This is a genomic window from Thalassoglobus sp., from assembly GCF_048270125.1.
GTDB lineage: Bacteria > Planctomycetota > Planctomycetia > Planctomycetales > Planctomycetaceae > Thalassoglobus.
In genome coordinates this window covers 24,895-42,867 of the sequence record NZ_JBLWTN010000026.1, presented here as the reverse complement: position 1 = coordinate 42,867, position 17,973 = coordinate 24,895, and the positions used below count along the sequence as shown (strand labels likewise).

Here is a 17,973-nt window from a genome sequence, read left to right as displayed (position 1 = left end):
AGGTCCAAAATCGCAAAAAATGGACCGTGGTGGTGCTTTTTGTTTTTGAGGGGTAGTCGGCCCCGTTGAAGAACGTTCTCGTTCATAGGTGGCGTTTTTGAGAGATTTTTCGGCTCTGCCGAAGCGGTGTTGGAGGTGTCCGATCGGCTTTCGCCGATCAGCGGAGCCGTCTCCGACGACGAGAGAGGGGTGCGACGCCAGCGTCGGGGCTGCGGGCGAGGAACGAGCCGCTGGCGCCGACCCGCGGAGATGGAGCAGCCTTCCACGGCGTCGTCGGAAGCTCCGCGGGTCGGGGGCAGAGCCCCTCGACGCGGCGTCCTCATCGAGGAGTCAGAGCATTGGCTTGTCCATGCGGCGAAAGGGTTCGTCTGTGACGACCCGTTACGTGACCCGTAGTCTGACCTCAGCAGGGTTCACGTTTAAAGTCGCCAAACGGACACAAGATTTTTCTTGTGGAGTGATTGTAAGGCGACAACTTTTAGCCGACATTTTGCTGGCGAGTTATCGAGGCGGCGACCTCCGGTCGCTCCCCCGCTCCCGCGTTTTCATTCGTCAGCGTCACGCCCGGCAAATTGCGATCCAACGCAATGGCATCCAACACTTGCAGGCGTGGTGTTTCCACGTCGAGTGCATCACGACGGATTAACTGAGCGACCATCTCCGACGTCTCGCGTTTCACAGCTTCATCAATCCAGATTCGACGTTGCTCAGGTGAGGCGTTCTTCCATTCAGCGGCCAATCGACGAGTACGAGCGGCACGTTCCTGTTTCATTTTGCGAACCTGTCGATCTTCAACAGATTCGAGTTGTTGTGACTGGCGGCGACGCTCTCGCAACTGCTTGATCTTCTGGCGTGCTTCCGTGTCACGCGGCGGCCCCCAGTTCTCTGCGATTGCCTTACGCAACATCCCAATACGATTCTCGGTGGGATGGCGATCATCCAGCCACTCCACCTGGTGTCGAATTTGTTCAACAGAAACCTGCTGACTAATCTGCTGGGCTGTTCTGCGATCCATTCCTGCCGCTGTCAAAATTCGAGTCCCCTCTTCCTGATCTGCAACAACCTGTTGTTTCAAAGTGTTTTTTGGTTTTGTCTTTTTAATACTGGTGGGATTTTTGAACCGTGTTTCTGGTTGGTTTTTTGAACCGTTACTGGTGGACTTTTTGAACCGTTCTGCCTCTGGTGGGATTTTTGAACCGTGCTCGATGTTCGCCTCATTTCTAAGCCATCGCATTGCGTAGCTGGCAGCACGCTGAGCACTCCGGTCAGCATGGAAGATTCCTGTTTCAACGCAGGTGATATAGCCCGCTTGCTGGGCTTGCTTTATGGCGGTGCTGAGTGTGCCTCGATCCTGAATGAGGGTGTGATTCTGCAGGTGAGAATACGACAACGGTGAAGACGAGCGACGTCCACCAAATTGGTTTTGATATCCGACTGTGTGACGGATCACGGCCCCAACGACTTTCACAACCGAGAGAGATTGGGCGGGAACAATCGTGTCGAAAAAGGCATTCGGGACTGGTGTCCGATGACCGTCACCGGCAAAGAAGCCCGAGAAGTTGTCTAGGTCTTTCGTATAGGTTGGATCAGCACTCCAGCGTAAGGCATACTCAGCGGACTGAGCAACTTGTCCCCGCTTCTGCTCCTGGCCTTCGCGTCGGCATTCGAGAAACTGGAGACGCAACACTTCTTCAAGTGCTGGACCGATCGCTCCCCTGCTGACACCTGCTTTCTCGATCAGGTCGCGGTAGCGGATGACGATATCTTGCTGAATTGGTTGTCCTTGCTCATCCAGCCATCCCAGCGTCTGACGCAGAACGTATGCCACGATGCGAACCGCGCCGCGAGAACAGTTTGGCAGACAGACATCCAGAAACTGATTCGGACAATAGACATAGTTGCCGGTCAGAGGTTCAAACCCTGCAAACTGAGTGGTCTTTGGCCGATTCTGAACTGGTTGCTCTGGCATACTGCCTATGACTGACGACGGCGGAACAAACGAAATTCACGAGTCCAGATCGAAGACTTCTCTGCATCTTTCTTGGTCGAGTCACTCCCCTCTTTGACCGATTGCCCGTCGACGACTCCTGCCTGTTGACCTGGTGCAGCAATCGACAATCGTTGCTGCAGATCTTTCATGAGAATGTTCTGCTCACGCATCCGTTCGTTCTGGCTGGAGATTTGATCGTCCTTCCGGTCAAGTTGCTTTTCGAGTGTCTCAATCTGACGGTCTTTGGTTTCCAGTTGTTTGTCCCGGCTTTCGAGCTGTTCGCGCAGCAAAGCTACGATGGTCTCGTTGGAAGAATCTGTTTCCGCTTTCGGCTTGGAGGCTGGAGATGTAGAAGCTGACTCGTCGGCCCCGTACCGCTTATCGAGCAGGTCAGTGTGAATCTTCCAGACGTACGGCTCCCCCGCCTCCTTCTTTGCTTCGAGGTCATCGTGTCCGGGATCGATCAGGCTTCGATCTTCATGATCGGGATCGGCGGTGATTTCACGGATGAGTCGCTTGAGAGTTGACTCGGATTTGCCGCAGTACTTGACGGCGTCTTTGACGATGAGAAACGAAGACATACACAACGGGGGAATGATGCGTGCAGTCTACCGCAGCCCTGACGAAAAATGCGGAAATTCACAGTGCACCAGTGACTGAACGGGGGTCGCCAGATAGGTCAATGACACGGGGCACGACTGGCGTCAGACCAGTGTCACGGCACAGGTCAAACCCCTAAACAACTGCGTTCTTGCGATGTCATGCTCTCAGTTCATGACCCCAGTCGTGAAGCAAGCCACGGCAGTTCAAAAAGCCCTTGCGACCGTTTTCAGACTCTGGTCTTGATACCGTTCATGGTGTAGTTCAGGTCATGCTATGACTGACCCCCGTTCATTCGTGATCGACAGGGGACAGGGGAGTCATGATCGACTCGTTTATCCCTTGAGTGAATCAATTTTGTGTTCAAGCAGATTCGAATGCTCAAACCATGACATAGGTCACGTCAGGAGTGGGGGAGTCATGACTGAGTTCATGCCCTGTGTCACGGAATAGGCCATCAACCACAGTGAACCAGCGATTGACCGATGGTAGGTCAGCGGTGACCTAGCGTCGCACAAAAAAAGCCCCGACGAATCCCAGATGGGTACGCCGGGGCCGAATATCCAGCTACTCGGAGCTTTCACGTTCCCGGCAACTGCCACAGCAATCATACTGAACCTTCCACTCATCAACGTCCATGAACCGATTGTATTCTTCAGCGAGTGGGCCGGAAATGTTTTGGTATGTGTTACTGGCGACGGTGTACAGTCCAGACGAGTCATAGTCGCCGACCATCGCGATTCGATCGCCCGCCCATCGACCAGCCATGGCTGAAGAGGGGAGTGACATCGGTTTGCCTTCCTGCGTCATGGTCTTGGCAATGAGGTCACTAATTGAGTCACCAGCATCGAGGTCGATCGTCTGTGACACTGGCCCGCCGAGATCGCCACCACCGGTGCAATCACTTTGGCGGAGCAAATAGGGGAAGACGGAGCCGTATGGATTCAACGACCATTCGATCAGTTTGGCACCACCACACAGGCACCACGGGCAGAGGTATTCTTGTTTGTCTAAGTTGATTGCTTTGAAGTATTGTCCCATGAGAATTGAGAGGAATAGAAATAAATCTCGCCCGAACCAATTGATCCAGGCGAGTGAAATGGCTTGCGCCGTTATTTGACAGGTGATACGCTGTCGTCAACTTCATGTTGGAGAGGGGACTGGTGAGCATCGCATTCTTGCTCCACAGGCCTCTTCCAGCTGCGTATCAATCCGGAAGCCTCAATCAGCATCGTGCTGAGTCCGAACAAATGCTCCGGTTCAAAAAACATCGAGGATGACGCTTTTCCTGTTCCACCAGGAATGATTCTTCGTGGCAGAATCTGAACGCTGATTTGACCGTCTCGTAGTGTTCGACCAAAGAGTTCCAACGCGAGTTCCCCCTGCGTCAGCGTGCCGATGTGTTGTACCGGTGTTGTCTTGTTCAAGTTGTTTAAGGCTGAACTGGCCTCTTTGAATGAGTAATTCATTGAAAATAGGGAAGAAGAATTAGGAAAGTAGGGGAGCACCTGATTCGAGTGATGCACCGTTCGGCTTTTCGAGACCTTCAGGTAACTGCCACTGGTGCATCAACGCCGTAGAAGACTCCAACAACGTACAAAGCGTTGGAACGTCGTCAGGAGCAAAGAACGATGACTGAATGAGTTGGCCTTGATCGTCCAAAGCCGATCGTTTCGGCGTCAGCAAGATGCCTGAGTCCGCTTCAGCGTCGTTGCCGGAGTAGAACTCCAGGATGAGATCGCCTTCCCGAAGGATTCCGGCCAGACGTACCGATGATGTGTTGTTCTGTTTGGATGAGGCAGAACGACCTCTTGAAGAATGAACCATAGGATATGGTGGGAAGAAATAAGAATGTCCGCGTGGTGTGCGAACAGCTTGCAATCAGCGATCCGCAGCTCGCGGTCACAGGCTGACGAGTGGTACTGGCGTCCCCGGTTGCGAAGCGCCTGCGCCAGCAACCGTTGGAGGACGCCACCCAGCGAGCACGCCTTGACCGCACTAGAGACCGGATCGCTACACTGAGGAAGCTGCAAGCACCACCCCCACTTGTTCAATGTCACCGTTTCAGACGGTTAAGTACCTGGGTGACTCTGGCCCGGCTGACCCCCAGATGGCGGGAAAGCTCAGCTCGGTTTGAAACCTCACCTGAGTCCAAGATGGCTTGATACTGGTGAGCCAGTTCGAGTGGGTCCCGTCTTGGTTCCCGTGGCTTCGAATCACGTTTCGTTGTGTGCTTCGGCAGGCTCAATGCCTCAGTCCAGGGGTGAAATGCGAGCAAGCTTGGTCGACGTAACTTGTTGATTTCGTAGGCACCTAGCTCCACTAGACCACGGTTTGAGTAGCGTGTATCTTGGGGAGCTCACTATCACAGAAGCGAATTGCTTCTGCCCATAAGTTTACTGAAACACCGAGAGCATCCCTCTCGGTGTTTTGCGTTATAGACGCCTGTTATCAAACGAGTTGCGTCGATTTATGCTTCTGGTCGTTTCTCTCGCTGCGATCTCGCCAACGCAGTTCAGGGCTAATTCTCGGTGAGTTCTCACCAACGTGAACCAAACTCTCACGACCTCTCTTCAAGTCTTCGTTGTGGGTTAACAGGGGTGTACTAAGCGGGGGGGGCGTGTTGGACTCGTGTCGGGACGGTGAGGGGTCATGGATTCTCTCTCTGCCTGTTTCGAAACTTGAAAAAGTTTCTGCGTCGGCGGATCGTCAGACCTTCCTTGATCAATATTCCATCAAATGTGGTTACCCGTGATCCGCCTCTGTGTTGGTTGTTCCAAGAAGAGAGTACGCATACATTGGCTCAAAATTCTAAACGGACTTGAATTGCCTCTCTGACGCCGCTGCAGGCTAGAATGGCAGTTGGATGTCGCCATCTTGTCGCCAACTGCAGATCGTGTAGTCACGGAGAGAATTAGAGGGCGGTCGCGGTCGCACGGATGTTCTTGAGCAAGCGTTCAATCTTGTCGATCTCTTCTGATGAGAAAAGCCCGTCGGGGCCTTGAGACGAAACGTCAGTAAAGGGGGAGTCATACAGTAGCGACAGGTCGACCATCCCATGGTCGACAAGCTGGTTGATAATCAAATTGATGAATTCAATCTGATTCGAGTTATAGTTGTTGTCTTGCAGAAATTCACCGAAGAGTTGTTTAGCAACTTCGCGATCAAGACCAACCAACGAGCGGACAAACACGCCCAGCCCTTCATTCTCTTTCTTTGCTTGAGAAAGATATTCTGCGTTGCCAATCTCATTGTCAGTGAAGATCCTCTCCAGGTTTTCGAGATCGGCTGAAGTCAGTGCCTCATTGGTTCTTAATTTACGGACGGCGTCGATGTCCATATGCTCGCGCAAAAACGCTTGCGCTTTGTCTCGGAATCGTTCAAATGTGTCTCCACCTGAAAAAGTTGCCAGTTCAATTTCGTCACCATCGCCAATCTCATCCTCGAAGTTTGAATAGACTGGTTTACGTTTTTGCTTTTCGATGAATTGAACCAAATCCCGCAAGCGTCGGCGGATGACTTCCAGCATCGGAACGGTAACATCGCTCCACCATGCTTCAGACTGAACATCACTAATGTAGGTGATCTGTTTGTCGACCATCGGGATCGTCGATTTCTCTTCCAGTAAACCAGCAATCGCAATAACCTGGTCGCGGAGTCTTTCGAACGCCGGTTCAGACTTGAGGACAGCAAGCTGGAGGTTTAACAGCAGCAAATCGAACCGCTTGGCTTCTTCCGATTCCCGTTCCATCTGTGTTGGCAGGGACGCGACTTCCACAGCAAGTTCCTGTAAGTCATGTTCGTTGAGTTCATCCCAGACTTCTGGTTTCGCAAACTTCTCCACGCTTCGACGGTGAGCACGCACGATGAAGTTGTCCACGTTCATTGAAGAGACATGTTTGAAAAGCAGTCGCTTCGTGATTTGCGTGACTTGGATCTCCGATTCAGGATTGAAGTCGTGACCATATTGCGCTGCGATCTCGACAACGTTCTTGAGTTGCTGCTCGGCTTGTGAAGAGCTTCGCTTATCTAGGTATTGAACAACTTCCAATCGCCGCTTGAACAATCGAGTCGATAGTGATTCACTATTCGAACCCTCGGAAGGTTCCGGGTTCTGACTGAAATATTCCAGGTTCTGGCAGTAATCAAAGATGTAAAAGAATTCCTTATGCTGACCGGGCCCAAAGAGGTCTGGACACAATCGCGTCCCGCGACCGAGCATTTGCCAGAATTTTGTCTTTGAACGGACGAGCTTGAAGAAAACCAGATTCACTACTTCCGGGACATCAATGCCGGTATCGAGCATATCCACTGAAATGGCAATCTGCGGAAACTTGCTCTTGTTCGAAAAATTATCGATGAGTGACTGCGCGTATTCGGTTTTGAACGTGATCATGCGGGCAAACTCCCCTTTGTAATGGGGGTAGTTCTCATCGAATCGCTCTTTGATAAACTCCGCGTGGGCCTGGTTCTTCGCGAAGATGATCGTCTTGCCCAGTTTGTCGCCCCCGTCAACGTATTGACCGCGCGTCATCAGGTGCTTCAACACTTTGTCCACAGTGTCGATGTTGAAGAGCCATTTGTTGACCGCTGCCGCTTCGACCTTATCTGGAATGTTGCCCTCTTCGTCCCACTCCTTGGCGTCCCAGTCGTCCTTTTCCTCTTCGGAAAGATTCTCGTATTTGATTCCCTCTCGTTCGAACTTCAGCGGCACCGAGACCGCTTTCGGGGGAACTAAGAACTTGTCAGCGACTGCTTCGTCCAAATCATAGGCATCAGTCGGGACCCCTTTTTCCAGTCCGAACAGGTCGTAGGTGTTCTTGTCAACTTCATCTCGCGGCGTGGCGGTCAGCCCGACGAGTAAGGAATCGAAGTAGTCAAAGATCGCCCCGTATTTCTGGTAAACGCTGCGGTGAGCTTCGTCGATCACAATCAAATCGAAGTGACCAACGCCGAAACGTCGCTGTCCATCTTTTGCTTCATCGATCAAACCCATCATTGTCGGATAGGTCGACACGAAGACACGTCCCTCGGTGTCCTTTTCCGTGACGAGATTGACCGGCGAAGAGTCTGGCAGGAATGTTTTGAAGGCGTTAGTCGTCTGATTGACCAGGGCGACGCGGTCGGCGAGGAATAAAATTCGTTTCGCCCAATTGCAGCGAATCAGTAAATCACACAAGGCGATCACTGTTCTGGTCTTCCCGCTGCCTGTTGCCATGACCAGCAGCGACTTGCGTTCGTTATCTTTCTCGAACGACTCCCCGATGCGGCGGATGGCGCGGGTCTGGTAATAGCGTTCGACGATTTCTTCTTTGATCGACGCTTCGCCGAGTGCTCGGCGCGTTTTTCTTCGCTGAATTAACAGCTCGAGTTCTGCCTTTTTGTAGAAGCCCTGAACACTGCGGGGAGTGTACATGGCATCGTCCCAGATCCAGTGTTCGTAGCCATTAGATCCGAAGATGATGGGCCGCTGTCCGAATTGTTTTTCGAGACAGTCGGCGTACAGCTTCGCCTGTTGTTCTCCTTCTTTGGAGCTGCGTTTAGTTCGTTTGGCTTCGACCAGACCGAGAGGTTTGCCGTCGTCGCCCCACAAAATATAATCAACAAACCCTTCTCCGGTGTTGTTTGGCATCCCGGTGACGGGGAATTCGGTGTCTCGTTTCTCATCGAGGGGCCAGCCAGCTTCTTTGAGCAGCAGGTCGATGAAGTAGTCGCGGGTTTCGGATTCGTTGTAGTTGTGGTCATCCGGAACCTTGGCAGCTGCTTTCTTCGCGGCAGCGACTTCTTTACGGAGTTGTTTAATCTCCTCGCTCAGTTTGTCCTTGTCAGCGAGAATGACCGAGAGTTTTTCGTCTTTCTCGGCAAGCTGAGATTCCAGCTTTTTGAGTTGATCAAGCGTCTGCTTCGGGATCGGAGTTGTTTGTGGCAATGCCAGTTCGTTGAAGGCGAGGTTGCCGTGCGGTTTGTTTTTCCGGGCGTACTCACGGGCGAACCAGAAGCAGAAGTGGAATAACTCTTTCACCGCTTGCAGCGAGTCAGCCTTGGGGATTGGTCGGTGGCTGTGAACTGCTCGATTGCCGAGGGTGATAATCACCTTGGCCTTATTGAAGACCGCATCGCCTGCGGTCTGTTTGAATGTTGGCTCGTGGACCAGAGCCGAAATGTTCTCTTTATATGGCAGCTTGAGTGTACGGTCGAATTTGTATGCCCACGTCACCGCCAGTTCGAGAGCGTAACGCGCGTAGAAGCATGCCGTACGAGGATCGGGGATCGCTGCCGACTCGGCTTTGCGGGCCGCTTCGTGGATCTCCTTCCATTCGGTCGTTAGAAAATTGAAGTTGCTCATGGTATTATTGAGGGAACACTCATCTACGCTAATAAACACTAATGAAGTACTCGTTTTCTTTATTAGTGAATATTAGTGCCGATGAGTGGTTTCCTGCTTTCAAAGAATGATTCGTTTCCATTCCAGTTCGTTAGCGGCTCCGTAGTTGATGAGGTAGCCGACTTTTTTGTTGCTGATTCGCATGTAGTTGAATAGTTGGGCTTCGTGTTCAGGTGCGAGAGTTTTGACTGCTTTCAGTTCGACGACGATCTCGTTGAAGACCAGTAAGTCAGGTTGATATTTGGTGGTCAGTTTCCAGTCTTTGTAGACGACATTGACAACTGCTTTGCTGAGGAAGGGAATGTTTCGTAGTCCCAGTTCGATTTCAAGGCTTTGCTGATAAATCTCTTCCGACATGCCGTAGCCGAGCACGTTGTAAACCTCGAACGCTGCGCCCATCAGGTCGTAACCTTCTTGTTTCAGCATGACCTTCTCCTTTGGTTGAGATTTTAAGGAACACTAATCTGAAATCGCTGTCGACTTGGCTTCGTTGGTCGCTTCGTGAATGTTCTTCCATTCGGTCGTTAGAAAATTAAAGTTGCTCATGTTTGTTTTGGGGGAACACTCATCTACGCTAATGAACACTAATGGAGTACTCGTTTTCTTTATTAGTGGAGATTAGTGAAGATTAGTGGTTAAAATCCTAGCCGCTTCGTGGCTGTTCTTCCATTCGAAGGTAAGGAATTCAAAGTTGCTCAGCGCGTCCCTTCGTTTTCCATTATTAGAGTTCCCCTCGAAACGCCCGGTGTTGGAGGGAGGCGAAGAGCTGGGCCAGCGCGAAACTGGAACATAAAAGTCGTGATTTCATCTCTTCAATTTGCATAGCTCTCGAAGCAAATACATCCTGGTCGTGTTGCGGAGGGACTAAGTACTCCACCCCCTCCAGTCTCCCTTTGCTAACGATTCCCTTCATTCCGTTTGACGACACTTGCTGGATTAGTCGTTTTCCAACGATCGTCTGAGCGTAAAGGAAATGAGGATTTGCTTCGGGGTCTACAATTGCATTGATCTGCTGGTTAAAAGCAACATTGCGATCGACCATCGCGGCGTTGCCAATACAATCTGGGCTACCAGCGATACAAGTAATCAGAATTGATTCTTTGGGGGCAATCCGTCCTACTTTTGCACCTTCTACTGAAAGATGCTCGGAAGCTACGGTCGCGTAGTAGTTAGGGCAATTAAGATTGTCGGATTTAATCCATTCAATGAATTCGCCGTAAAAGTCCTCGCGTTTTCTCGGTGGAGTGTTACCAGTCACGATCCTTCCGATCGCTCCGAGCCGCTTACGGGGCAAAGATTTTGGATTACTCACCGGATCGCCGAACATTTCTAGGAAGATGGATTGGGTGAGTTCGTCGAGGAGGGCGAGGGCGGCGCGGCGTTTGGCTCGCAACGCCTCCGCCCGATCCAAGATCTCCGCAATCCGCTTCTGCTCCGAAAGCGGCGGAAGCGGAACACGGGTGCGTTGTGCACGCGAGATAGTATAGGTGCCAACAGTTGAACCCGATCCAGATTCCACTTGGTCCAAAACCAGTCGCGTTCGAAACGCATGTTTAAAATAGTCGGCGCAAATCTCTCTTTTGGGATGGAATCGCAAAACGCTTGCATCCTTGTAGTAAAAACGGTCGCTCGGTCTTACTACGTAACAAGCGCCCAAAGTCCCAACGCCAGAAACCATCAGGTCCCCATCCTCCGGCACGCCGTATTTCTCGCTGTATTCCTGAAACATTTCTTCTGAGATAAACAGTTCGTTCGCAACGGACCCCTCCCGCGCCAACTTGACAACCTCGCGTGCGCGATAGAACGGTACACCTTCATTTTTCCACTGAGACTTCGTAACTCGCTTCGCAGATGAGATTTCGAATACGTCGCCGAATGTCACTTCTTCCCATTCACTCACTTCAGCATCCCCCGCAGTTGCTGCATGCCTTGGGTAATCTCGTTATCGCGGCAGGTATCGTTCGCGTTTGTGTTCTTTACATTCATCCCAGCACCTTGCAAAACTTTCTGATTCATCCGCTCTTCGCAACTGATCATATTAGTGTCGATTAGCGAAGATGAGTGTTCCAAAATTTTCAAACACTAATCCTCGCTCATCTGCACTAATTCAACATTCGACGAAGCTCTTTCATGCCCGTGGTAATCTCTTTCTCGATGCTTTCCAATTCATCCAGAATCTCTTGCGGTGGGCGATGCTCGACTTCTTCGTGGACGACTTCCTTGTAACGGTTGATCGACAAGTCATAACCTTCCTCAACAATGTCCGACTTCGGCACACAGAAGCTCTGCGCCGTCCTCTCATTCTTTCGCTCGGACTTGTCCCGCTTGCTCCATCGCTGCAAGATGTCGGGCAGGTTGTTCTTGACGTGCTCCTCCTTGGTCAGCTTCGCCGTCGGCACCGGACCTTGCTTCTCCGATGGGAGCAACTCGGTTCGTTTATCGTCCAGCGACTTGCCATCCGCCTGCATATCGTAGAACCAGACGTGCTCAGTGCCGCCTGAGTTGGTCTTGGTGAACAACACGATCGCTGTCGAGACGCCCGCATACGGCTTGAAGACGCCGCCCGGCATCGAGATGATCCCGTCCAGCTTCTGATCCTCGACCAACATCTTCCGCAGCGTCTTGTGTGCCTTCGACGAACCGAACAACACCCCATCAGGCACGATCAGCGCCGCTCTGCCTCCCGGTTTCAACAGACGCAGAAACAACGCCACGAATAACAGTTCGGTCTTCTTCGTCTTCACGATCTGCTGTAAGTTTTTGGAGCATGATTCATAATCGAGCGAACCCGCAAACGGAGGATTCGCCAGCACCAGCGAATACTTTTCCTCTTCCGCACCATGTTCCTCAGCCAATGAATCGCGGTAGACAATGTTCGGATTCTCAACGCCGTGCAGCAACATATTCATACTGCCGATCCGCAGCATTGTGTTGTCGAAGTCAAACCCGTGGAACATGTCGCCATGAAAATGTTTTTTGAGTTTGGCATCGCGGAGCACTTCGGGGTGGTTGTCGCGCAGATATTCCCCCGCTGCAACCAGAAAGCCCGCCGTCCCACAGGCTGGATCGCAAATGACGTCTGTCGGAGAAGGGGCAGTCAATTCAACCATCAATTGAATGATGTGCCGAGGCGTGCGGAACTGTCCGTTTTGCCCAGCTGTGGCGATCTTGCCGAGCATGTATTCATACAAGTCCCCCTTGGTATCGCGGTCTTCCATGGGGACCTGATCGATCATGTCGACCACTTTCGCCAGGAGCGCCGGAGTGGGAATCGTGAAGCGAGCATCTTTCATGTGATGGGCATAAGTCGATCCATCCCCCCCCAGATTCCGCAAGAATGGAAGGACATGTTCCCCCATGACTTCAAACATTTCCTGCGGCTCAAAGTGTTTGAACCGTGACCAGCGAAGGTCTTCGTAAGAGCGTTTCTTTGCGTCCTTGCCTTCTGGGAAAATCCGTCGCTCCATCGGCTTCTTCGTACGATTGGACTTGTTCTCTTCCAGCGTATGCAGGTCATCCAGACGTTTGATGAACAGCAAGTACGTGATTTGCTCAATCACTTCCAGCGGATTCGCAATCCCACCCGCCCAGAAGGCGTCCCAGATTTTGTCGATCTTGCTCTTGATATCGCCGGTAATCAATTTGTGTTTCCTTTGATCAGGTCCATCTGCGACTGCCACAGCATTCGGTTAAAAATCCAGGGATTCTGGAAATCTCTTCCTGATAAAAAAATGGGGCTATTCAACGTCAAAGACTAACGTCAGAAAAACAATTTGCCAGAGAGCAATCAAAGTGACAGCTGGCAGGATCAACAGAGCAACAGGGATGCGAGGACTTTGAGAGCCGAATTTGACCAAACGTCTGAAGAAGATTGTGCCCTAAGAGACTATTTGTTCTATGTTGAATTGGTAAAGCTTGTCCAACTTGTCCAGCTTCAAAGCCTTCACAGCGCAAATTCGATTTCATCGTGACGATTGATAAAATCATCCTTTGCTGAAAGTTGCAAGTTTGATACGCCGCAGAGTAGCGTAGTGTTCACTGGATTATGCAACTCCCAACAACGTTGGTGGTGATTGTACATAGCGACATGGTAATCCATTCGATAAATCAAAAATAAAAAGCCGCAGGTAGGGATGCCGGGCGAATGTGAATAGAAAATAAATCCTACCGAACGTGAACGGGCACGAAATGAGTCATTTGACAGTGAGTGAAATCCTGAATAAGGATCGTGAACAGCTCCTGGATATTGGAAACCGAAATCGATTAATCAGCACGCCAAGAAAGCAAAAACGGGCGAAGCAGATTGAGATCGTACACGAGCGATCCTCTGACATTTTTGACTTACTGGTCATCCAAAAGAAAGCGATGACGTTTCTGCCATTGGGAGATGACAAGGAGGAGGAGGAAGACGCGGTCGACAGCCGCAAGGAGCAACTGCTGGCGTTCATGGCAGCTGAATCCGAAGATGATTCCCCAGGCCATTTCCTCGACACGAAACTTCAGACCGACCTTCCTCCGAAAAAACTTCAAGGGCGACTTAGAGACCTGCAGACGGACTCCAGGACATTCGTCGAAGAGCAAGGCGTCAGTCCGCTCTACCTTGCACTCGGATTTTTAAAGTGGAGAGAGAGCGACTCCTCTGATCGTGACCGTTTTGCTCCGCTGATTTTGATTCCGATTGAAATCACTCGAAATGATGTCAATTCCAGCTTCAAACTCACATTCAGCGAGGAGGAACTTTCGACGAATCTTTCACTTCAATTAAAACTGAAGTCTGAGTTTGGAGTGGTCCTGCCGGAACTTCCCGAGCTTGAAGACTTGAACGTCGAAGAATACTTCGATTTTGTCAGCAGGGCGATTGAATCTAAAGCGAACTGGGAGGTCTTGCGCAATGATATTCAGTTAAACTTCTTCCAGTTTGCGAAATTTCTGATGTACCGAGACCTCGACCCTCAATCGTGGCCAGCATCAGAAGGCCTCAATGACAAGGATGTCCTCTCCAACCTGCTGGTTGATGAGTTTCCACAATCTGAAGAGACATTCCACAACGATGATCGAATCGATGAATACTTGCCAGCCAGAAACATGATTCACGTCGTCGATGCCGACAGTTCACAAATGGAAGCTATTGAAGAGATTCGCAAAGGCAAAAACCTGGTCATTCAAGGTCCACCCGGAACCGGGAAATCCCAGACAATTACGAATCTCATCGCGACTGCAGTGAAAGAGGGAAAGCGAGTGCTGTTTCTCTCTGAGAAGATGGCTGCACTCAATGTTGTGAAAAGCCGCCTTGAATCAATTGGCTTAGGGCAGATCTGCCTGGAATTGCACAGTAACAAATCGCGAAAGAAGACCGTTCTTGAGGAGTTGTCGCGGACCTTACGGCTGCGCTCTTCCAAACCAGTGGCGGATCACCTTGTTCATGATTCGGTCGACCAGTTGAGAAAGCAACTGAATAAGACGGCTGATGCGCTGCATTCACCATTCCGAAACTCAGGCAAGACGCCGTTTTCAGTTATGGGACGACTCGTCTATTTGCATGAAGAAATCGGGGCTCAGTCTGTTCAGCAGCGGACGCTTCAGTTCGACGGCGCGACCGAGTGGGATGAGTCGAAGTTTAAAGAGCTCAAAATCCAGCTCGAATCGCTCATAGACCTGGTCGAGCAAACTGGGGCTCCACACGAGCACTCATTCCGAAACACACGGTGCAGCACTCTCATACGTACGGACCAAGAGGCTCTCCAAACTGCAATTCAGAACTGTCTCGACACCGTTTCGAAGCTGCTGGAACTTGGACTGAGATTGAGTCGTCTTCTGAAAATATCTGCGAACGAAGAAGAATTCGACTTATCTTCCCTCGGTAGCCTCACGACAATTGCAGACTGCCTTTCGCGGGCTCCGGACCTGGATCGAGAAGCGATCGCCAGTGACCATTGGCAAACACGTTTCAAAACGATTCAAGAAGTGGTTGAACTTGGTGAACAGAGTTTAGAAGCGAAAATTTGTCTGGATGGAAAGCTCAATGATGGCGTCATGGATGTCAAGATCGATGAAACCCGTCGTCATCTCAATGCATACGGCCGGCAGTTTTTCCTTTTCAGGATTTTCAACAAAAAATATCGTGAGGCACAGAATACTCTCCGAGAGATTTTACGTTCAGCTCCTCCTACGGATCTCGAATCACAACTGAAAATTATTGACGACCTGCTAGCACTACAGAATTTTGAGAGAACGCTCAATGGCGATGTCACGATCTTACAGGTCTGCCAAGAAGCATTTGGGACTCTCTGGAAAAGTGAATCTTCCGATTGGGGAAAGCTGAGGGAAATCCTGGACTGGATTCAAAATTGTGCTCAGCAAAACGTTCATAAGAAATTCAGACTGATTTATTCAAAGCTGAAAACGGAGAGCAGCGTTCTAGAACACTACGTCAATGAAATTTCTCGGCTGACTCCAGAATTCAATCACCAAATTAAGCAAGTGGAGGATTTGCTTGCTTTCGATTGTCAAACTCATTTCGGCACAGACGCAATGGCGAGTCTGCCACTGCAACTGACGATGCAATGGCTGGAGAATCTGGACAGCAATTTCGATTCATTGCCGAACTGGATCAGGTACCGTCTCAAACGAGAACTTCTCATTGAGGAAGGATTAGCGCCCGTTGTCACACTCATCGATCATGGCGAAATTGATCCTGACTTTGCGGTAAATTTGTTCGAGTTGAAATATCTCGAACAAATCCTGCGTGTGATGTATTCTGAATCCCCCGAACTTGCAGAGTTCTCTGGTCTCGGACATGAAACAATCCGACAGCGATTTCGCGAAGCGGATCACAAGATGATTGAAACCAATCGTGACGATGTAGCAGGCTTTCATCTGGCGAATATTCCGAGTGGAAATCTGGGCGGGATGAAGACGGTTCGCCATGAAATTCAAAAGAAGTCGCGACATCTAGCGATTCGAAGATTGATCAAAGAAGCAGGGCCAGCGATTCAACGCATTAAACCCGTTTTCATGATGAGTCCCCTTTCCGTCGCGCAGTATCTTGAGCCGGGTGCTGTTGAGTTCGACCTCTTGCTCATTGATGAAGCGAGTCAGGTTGAACCAGTCGATGCTTTGGGAGCGGCGGCTCGTTGTAAACAAATGGTTGTTGTGGGTGATGACAAACAGCTTCCCCCGACACGATTTTTTAGTCGATCAGCCGAAGTTGACGAAAAGGATGAATCGCAGTCTGCCAGAGATTTGGAAAGTATTTTAGGACTTTGCCTCGCTCGTGGAATGCGGCAGAAGATGCTTCGATGGCATTACCGCAGCCAACATCAATCACTTATCGCTGTTTCAAACTCCGAATACTATGGGAATGATTTGTACGTCGTCCCAAGTCCAATTCGAGATAGTAATGAACACGGTGTCCATTTTGAATTCGTTGAAGATGGAGCGTATGACCGTGGAGGCAAGTCCGACAACCCAATTGAAGCCAGGAGGGTCGCGGAAGCAATAATCAATCACGCCCAAACAACTCCTGACCTTTCATTGGGCGTTGCAGCATTTTCCGTGAGTCAACGAGATGCCATTCTCGATGAATTAGAATTGCTGGAACGAGACAATCCTGAAACGTTTTCATTTTTCCAATCCTCAGGATCAGAACCATTTTTCGTTAAAAATCTGGAGAATGTTCAAGGAGATGAACGAGACGTCATTTTCATTTCTGTTGGATATGGAAAAGACAAGGACGGTTACATGACGCAGAGCTATGGCCCTCTCAATCGGGAAGGTGGTGAGCGGCGGTTGAATGTACTTATCAGTCGTGCCAAACAGAAGTGCGTGGTTTTCTCATCAATTACAGCCAACGACATTGATCTTCATAAAGCACATGCACGAGGCGTGGTGGGCCTTAAAAAGTATCTTCAATTTGCTGAGAATGGTTATTCGGACGTTGGTGAAATTACTGGTCGAGGTTTTGATTCAGATTTTGAAAGGGAAGTTGCGAACCAAATTGCCAATTATGGTTATGACGTCGAATGCCAAGTTGGAATTGCTGGTTTTTTCATTGACCTTGCCATAGTCGATGCTCAGCAACCAGGTCGTTATCTGATTGGAATCGAGTGCGATGGGGCAGCATACCATTCATCTCGATCAGCGAGAGATCGTGACAGGCTTCGTGAAGAAGTACTGAAAGCGCGAGGTTGGAGGATTCACCGAATTTGGAGCACTGACTGGTATCAGAATCCGGAGGTTGAGCTCCGAAAAGTCATTTCACAAATCGAAGCAGTGCGAACATCATCTGAGGAAATACTGGATTCAGGCGGGAATCAGAGAGAATTAGCAACAGCAAATGTCCAGGAAGTGGAAGAGGTTGAAGACGCCACTCAAACGGGGCATGGATTTCAGGTTGAGCCATATCGGGAAGCGTCATTCGAAATCATTGCACTCAATCCTCTGCCAGAGATGCATTCTGATACGATCGATAAATACTGCTTGAAGGTTCTAAGGTTAGAGAGTCCGATTCACTCAGCTGAGCTTGCAAGAAGATTAGCTTCACTGACCAATTCAAAAGCAGGGAAGCGAGTCGTCCGTTCAGTTGAGGAGTCAGTTCTACGTTTACAGCGACGAGGGGAAGTTCAATATATAGGAGATTTTATAGAAACTGTTCCACTACAAGAAGTGGTGGTACGAGACCGGTCGTCTGTCACGAGTTCCGGATTAAAAAAAGCAGAGAATATTCCAGAGTCAGAAATTGGGCTAGCAATTGTCCTGCTGTTACATGAGAACGGTAATGCAGAAAAAGAGGAACTTCTAAAAGCTGCAGCGTCAGTATTTGGTATTAAGCGACTCACGGTAAAAGTTCAATCTCACTTTGATTCGGTCCTTGAAAATTTGGTTGCTAGGGAAGCGGTCGAGTCCAGCGACAGTGTGTTGTCGATTAAAAACTGGGAATCCTGCGAGAAAATATTTCGCATGACTACTTCCGAAGGTCAACTGCTCTAATCTTCAATTT

Annotated in this window: 10 protein-coding genes; 1 reads left to right on the top strand and 9 read right to left on the bottom strand. The window is 50.1% G+C overall.

All coding sequences use genetic code 11. The features are described 5' to 3' along the window. Positions 1 to 478 precede the first annotated feature (478 nt). From ACN0YR_RS20500 to ACN0YR_RS20460, 9 genes are all read right to left on the bottom strand, one after another. Positions 479 to 1,969: a hypothetical protein gene (locus ACN0YR_RS20500; protein ID WP_417851084.1), complete on the bottom strand. Its 1,491-nt coding sequence runs from the start codon at positions 1,967 to 1,969 to the stop codon at positions 479 to 481. A 5-nt stretch (positions 1,970 to 1,974) separates the two neighbouring features. Then, positions 1,975 to 2,571: a hypothetical protein gene (locus ACN0YR_RS20495; RefSeq protein WP_417851083.1), complete on the bottom strand. Its 597-nt coding sequence runs from the start codon at positions 2,569 to 2,571 to the stop codon at positions 1,975 to 1,977. 586 nt (positions 2,572 to 3,157) lie between these two features. After that, the gene (locus ACN0YR_RS20490; protein ID WP_417851082.1) at positions 3,158 to 3,631 is read right to left on the bottom strand and encodes a hypothetical protein; all 474 of its coding nucleotides are present in this window, start codon (positions 3,629 to 3,631) and stop codon (positions 3,158 to 3,160) included. A 71-nt stretch (positions 3,632 to 3,702) separates the two neighbouring features. Then, positions 3,703 to 4,059: a hypothetical protein gene (locus ACN0YR_RS20485; RefSeq protein WP_417851081.1), complete on the bottom strand. Its 357-nt coding sequence runs from the start codon at positions 4,057 to 4,059 to the stop codon at positions 3,703 to 3,705. Positions 4,060 to 4,078: 19 nt separating this feature from the next. After that, on the bottom strand, positions 4,079 to 4,417 hold the full coding sequence (locus tag ACN0YR_RS20480) for a hypothetical protein (RefSeq protein ID WP_417851080.1): 339 nt from the start codon (positions 4,415 to 4,417) through the stop codon (positions 4,079 to 4,081). A 1,087-nt stretch (positions 4,418 to 5,504) separates the two neighbouring features. Further along, on the bottom strand, positions 5,505 to 8,936 hold the full coding sequence (locus tag ACN0YR_RS20475) for a DEAD/DEAH box helicase family protein (protein WP_417851079.1): 3,432 nt from the start codon (positions 8,934 to 8,936) through the stop codon (positions 5,505 to 5,507). A gap of 99 nt (positions 8,937 to 9,035) precedes the next feature. Beyond that, positions 9,036 to 9,401, bottom strand: coding sequence for a GxxExxY protein (locus ACN0YR_RS20470; RefSeq protein ID WP_417851078.1), 366 nt, complete (start codon positions 9,399 to 9,401; stop codon positions 9,036 to 9,038). A gap of 295 nt (positions 9,402 to 9,696) precedes the next feature. Then, positions 9,697 to 10,875, bottom strand: a complete 1,179-nt coding sequence (locus tag ACN0YR_RS20465) for a restriction endonuclease subunit S (RefSeq protein ID WP_417851077.1) — start codon at positions 10,873 to 10,875, stop codon at positions 9,697 to 9,699. 202 nt (positions 10,876 to 11,077) lie between these two features. Then, the gene (locus ACN0YR_RS20460; RefSeq protein WP_417851076.1) at positions 11,078 to 12,616 is read right to left on the bottom strand and encodes a type I restriction-modification system subunit M; all 1,539 of its coding nucleotides are present in this window, start codon (positions 12,614 to 12,616) and stop codon (positions 11,078 to 11,080) included. Between the two features lie 547 nt (positions 12,617 to 13,163). Between ACN0YR_RS20460 and ACN0YR_RS20455 the strand changes: the two genes are divergently transcribed. Further along, the gene (locus ACN0YR_RS20455; protein WP_417851075.1) at positions 13,164 to 17,963 is read left to right on the top strand and encodes a DUF4011 domain-containing protein; all 4,800 of its coding nucleotides are present in this window, start codon (positions 13,164 to 13,166) and stop codon (positions 17,961 to 17,963) included. Positions 17,964 to 17,973 lie beyond the last annotated feature (10 nt).

Excerpts from the sequence above, each read along its gene's own strand:
- ACN0YR_RS20500 (WP_417851084.1), bottom strand. The coding sequence starts at position 1,969 with ATGCCAGAGCAACCAGTTCAGAATCGGCCAAAGACCACTCAGTTTGCA.
- ACN0YR_RS20495 (WP_417851083.1), bottom strand. The coding sequence starts at position 2,571 with ATGTCTTCGTTTCTCATCGTCAAAGACGCCGTCAAGTACTGCGGCAAA.
- ACN0YR_RS20455 (WP_417851075.1), top strand. The coding sequence starts at position 13,164 with ATGAGTCATTTGACAGTGAGTGAAATCCTGAATAAGGATCGTGAACAG.
- ACN0YR_RS20475 (WP_417851079.1), bottom strand. The coding sequence starts at position 8,936 with ATGAGCAACTTCAATTTTCTAACGACCGAATGGAAGGAGATCCACGAA.
- ACN0YR_RS20485 (WP_417851081.1), bottom strand. The coding sequence starts at position 4,059 with ATGAATTACTCATTCAAAGAGGCCAGTTCAGCCTTAAACAACTTGAAC.
- ACN0YR_RS20470 (WP_417851078.1), bottom strand. The coding sequence starts at position 9,401 with ATGCTGAAACAAGAAGGTTACGACCTGATGGGCGCAGCGTTCGAGGTT.
- ACN0YR_RS20480 (WP_417851080.1), bottom strand. The coding sequence starts at position 4,417 with ATGGTTCATTCTTCAAGAGGTCGTTCTGCCTCATCCAAACAGAACAAC.
- ACN0YR_RS20490 (WP_417851082.1), bottom strand. The coding sequence starts at position 3,631 with ATGGGACAATACTTCAAAGCAATCAACTTAGACAAACAAGAATACCTC.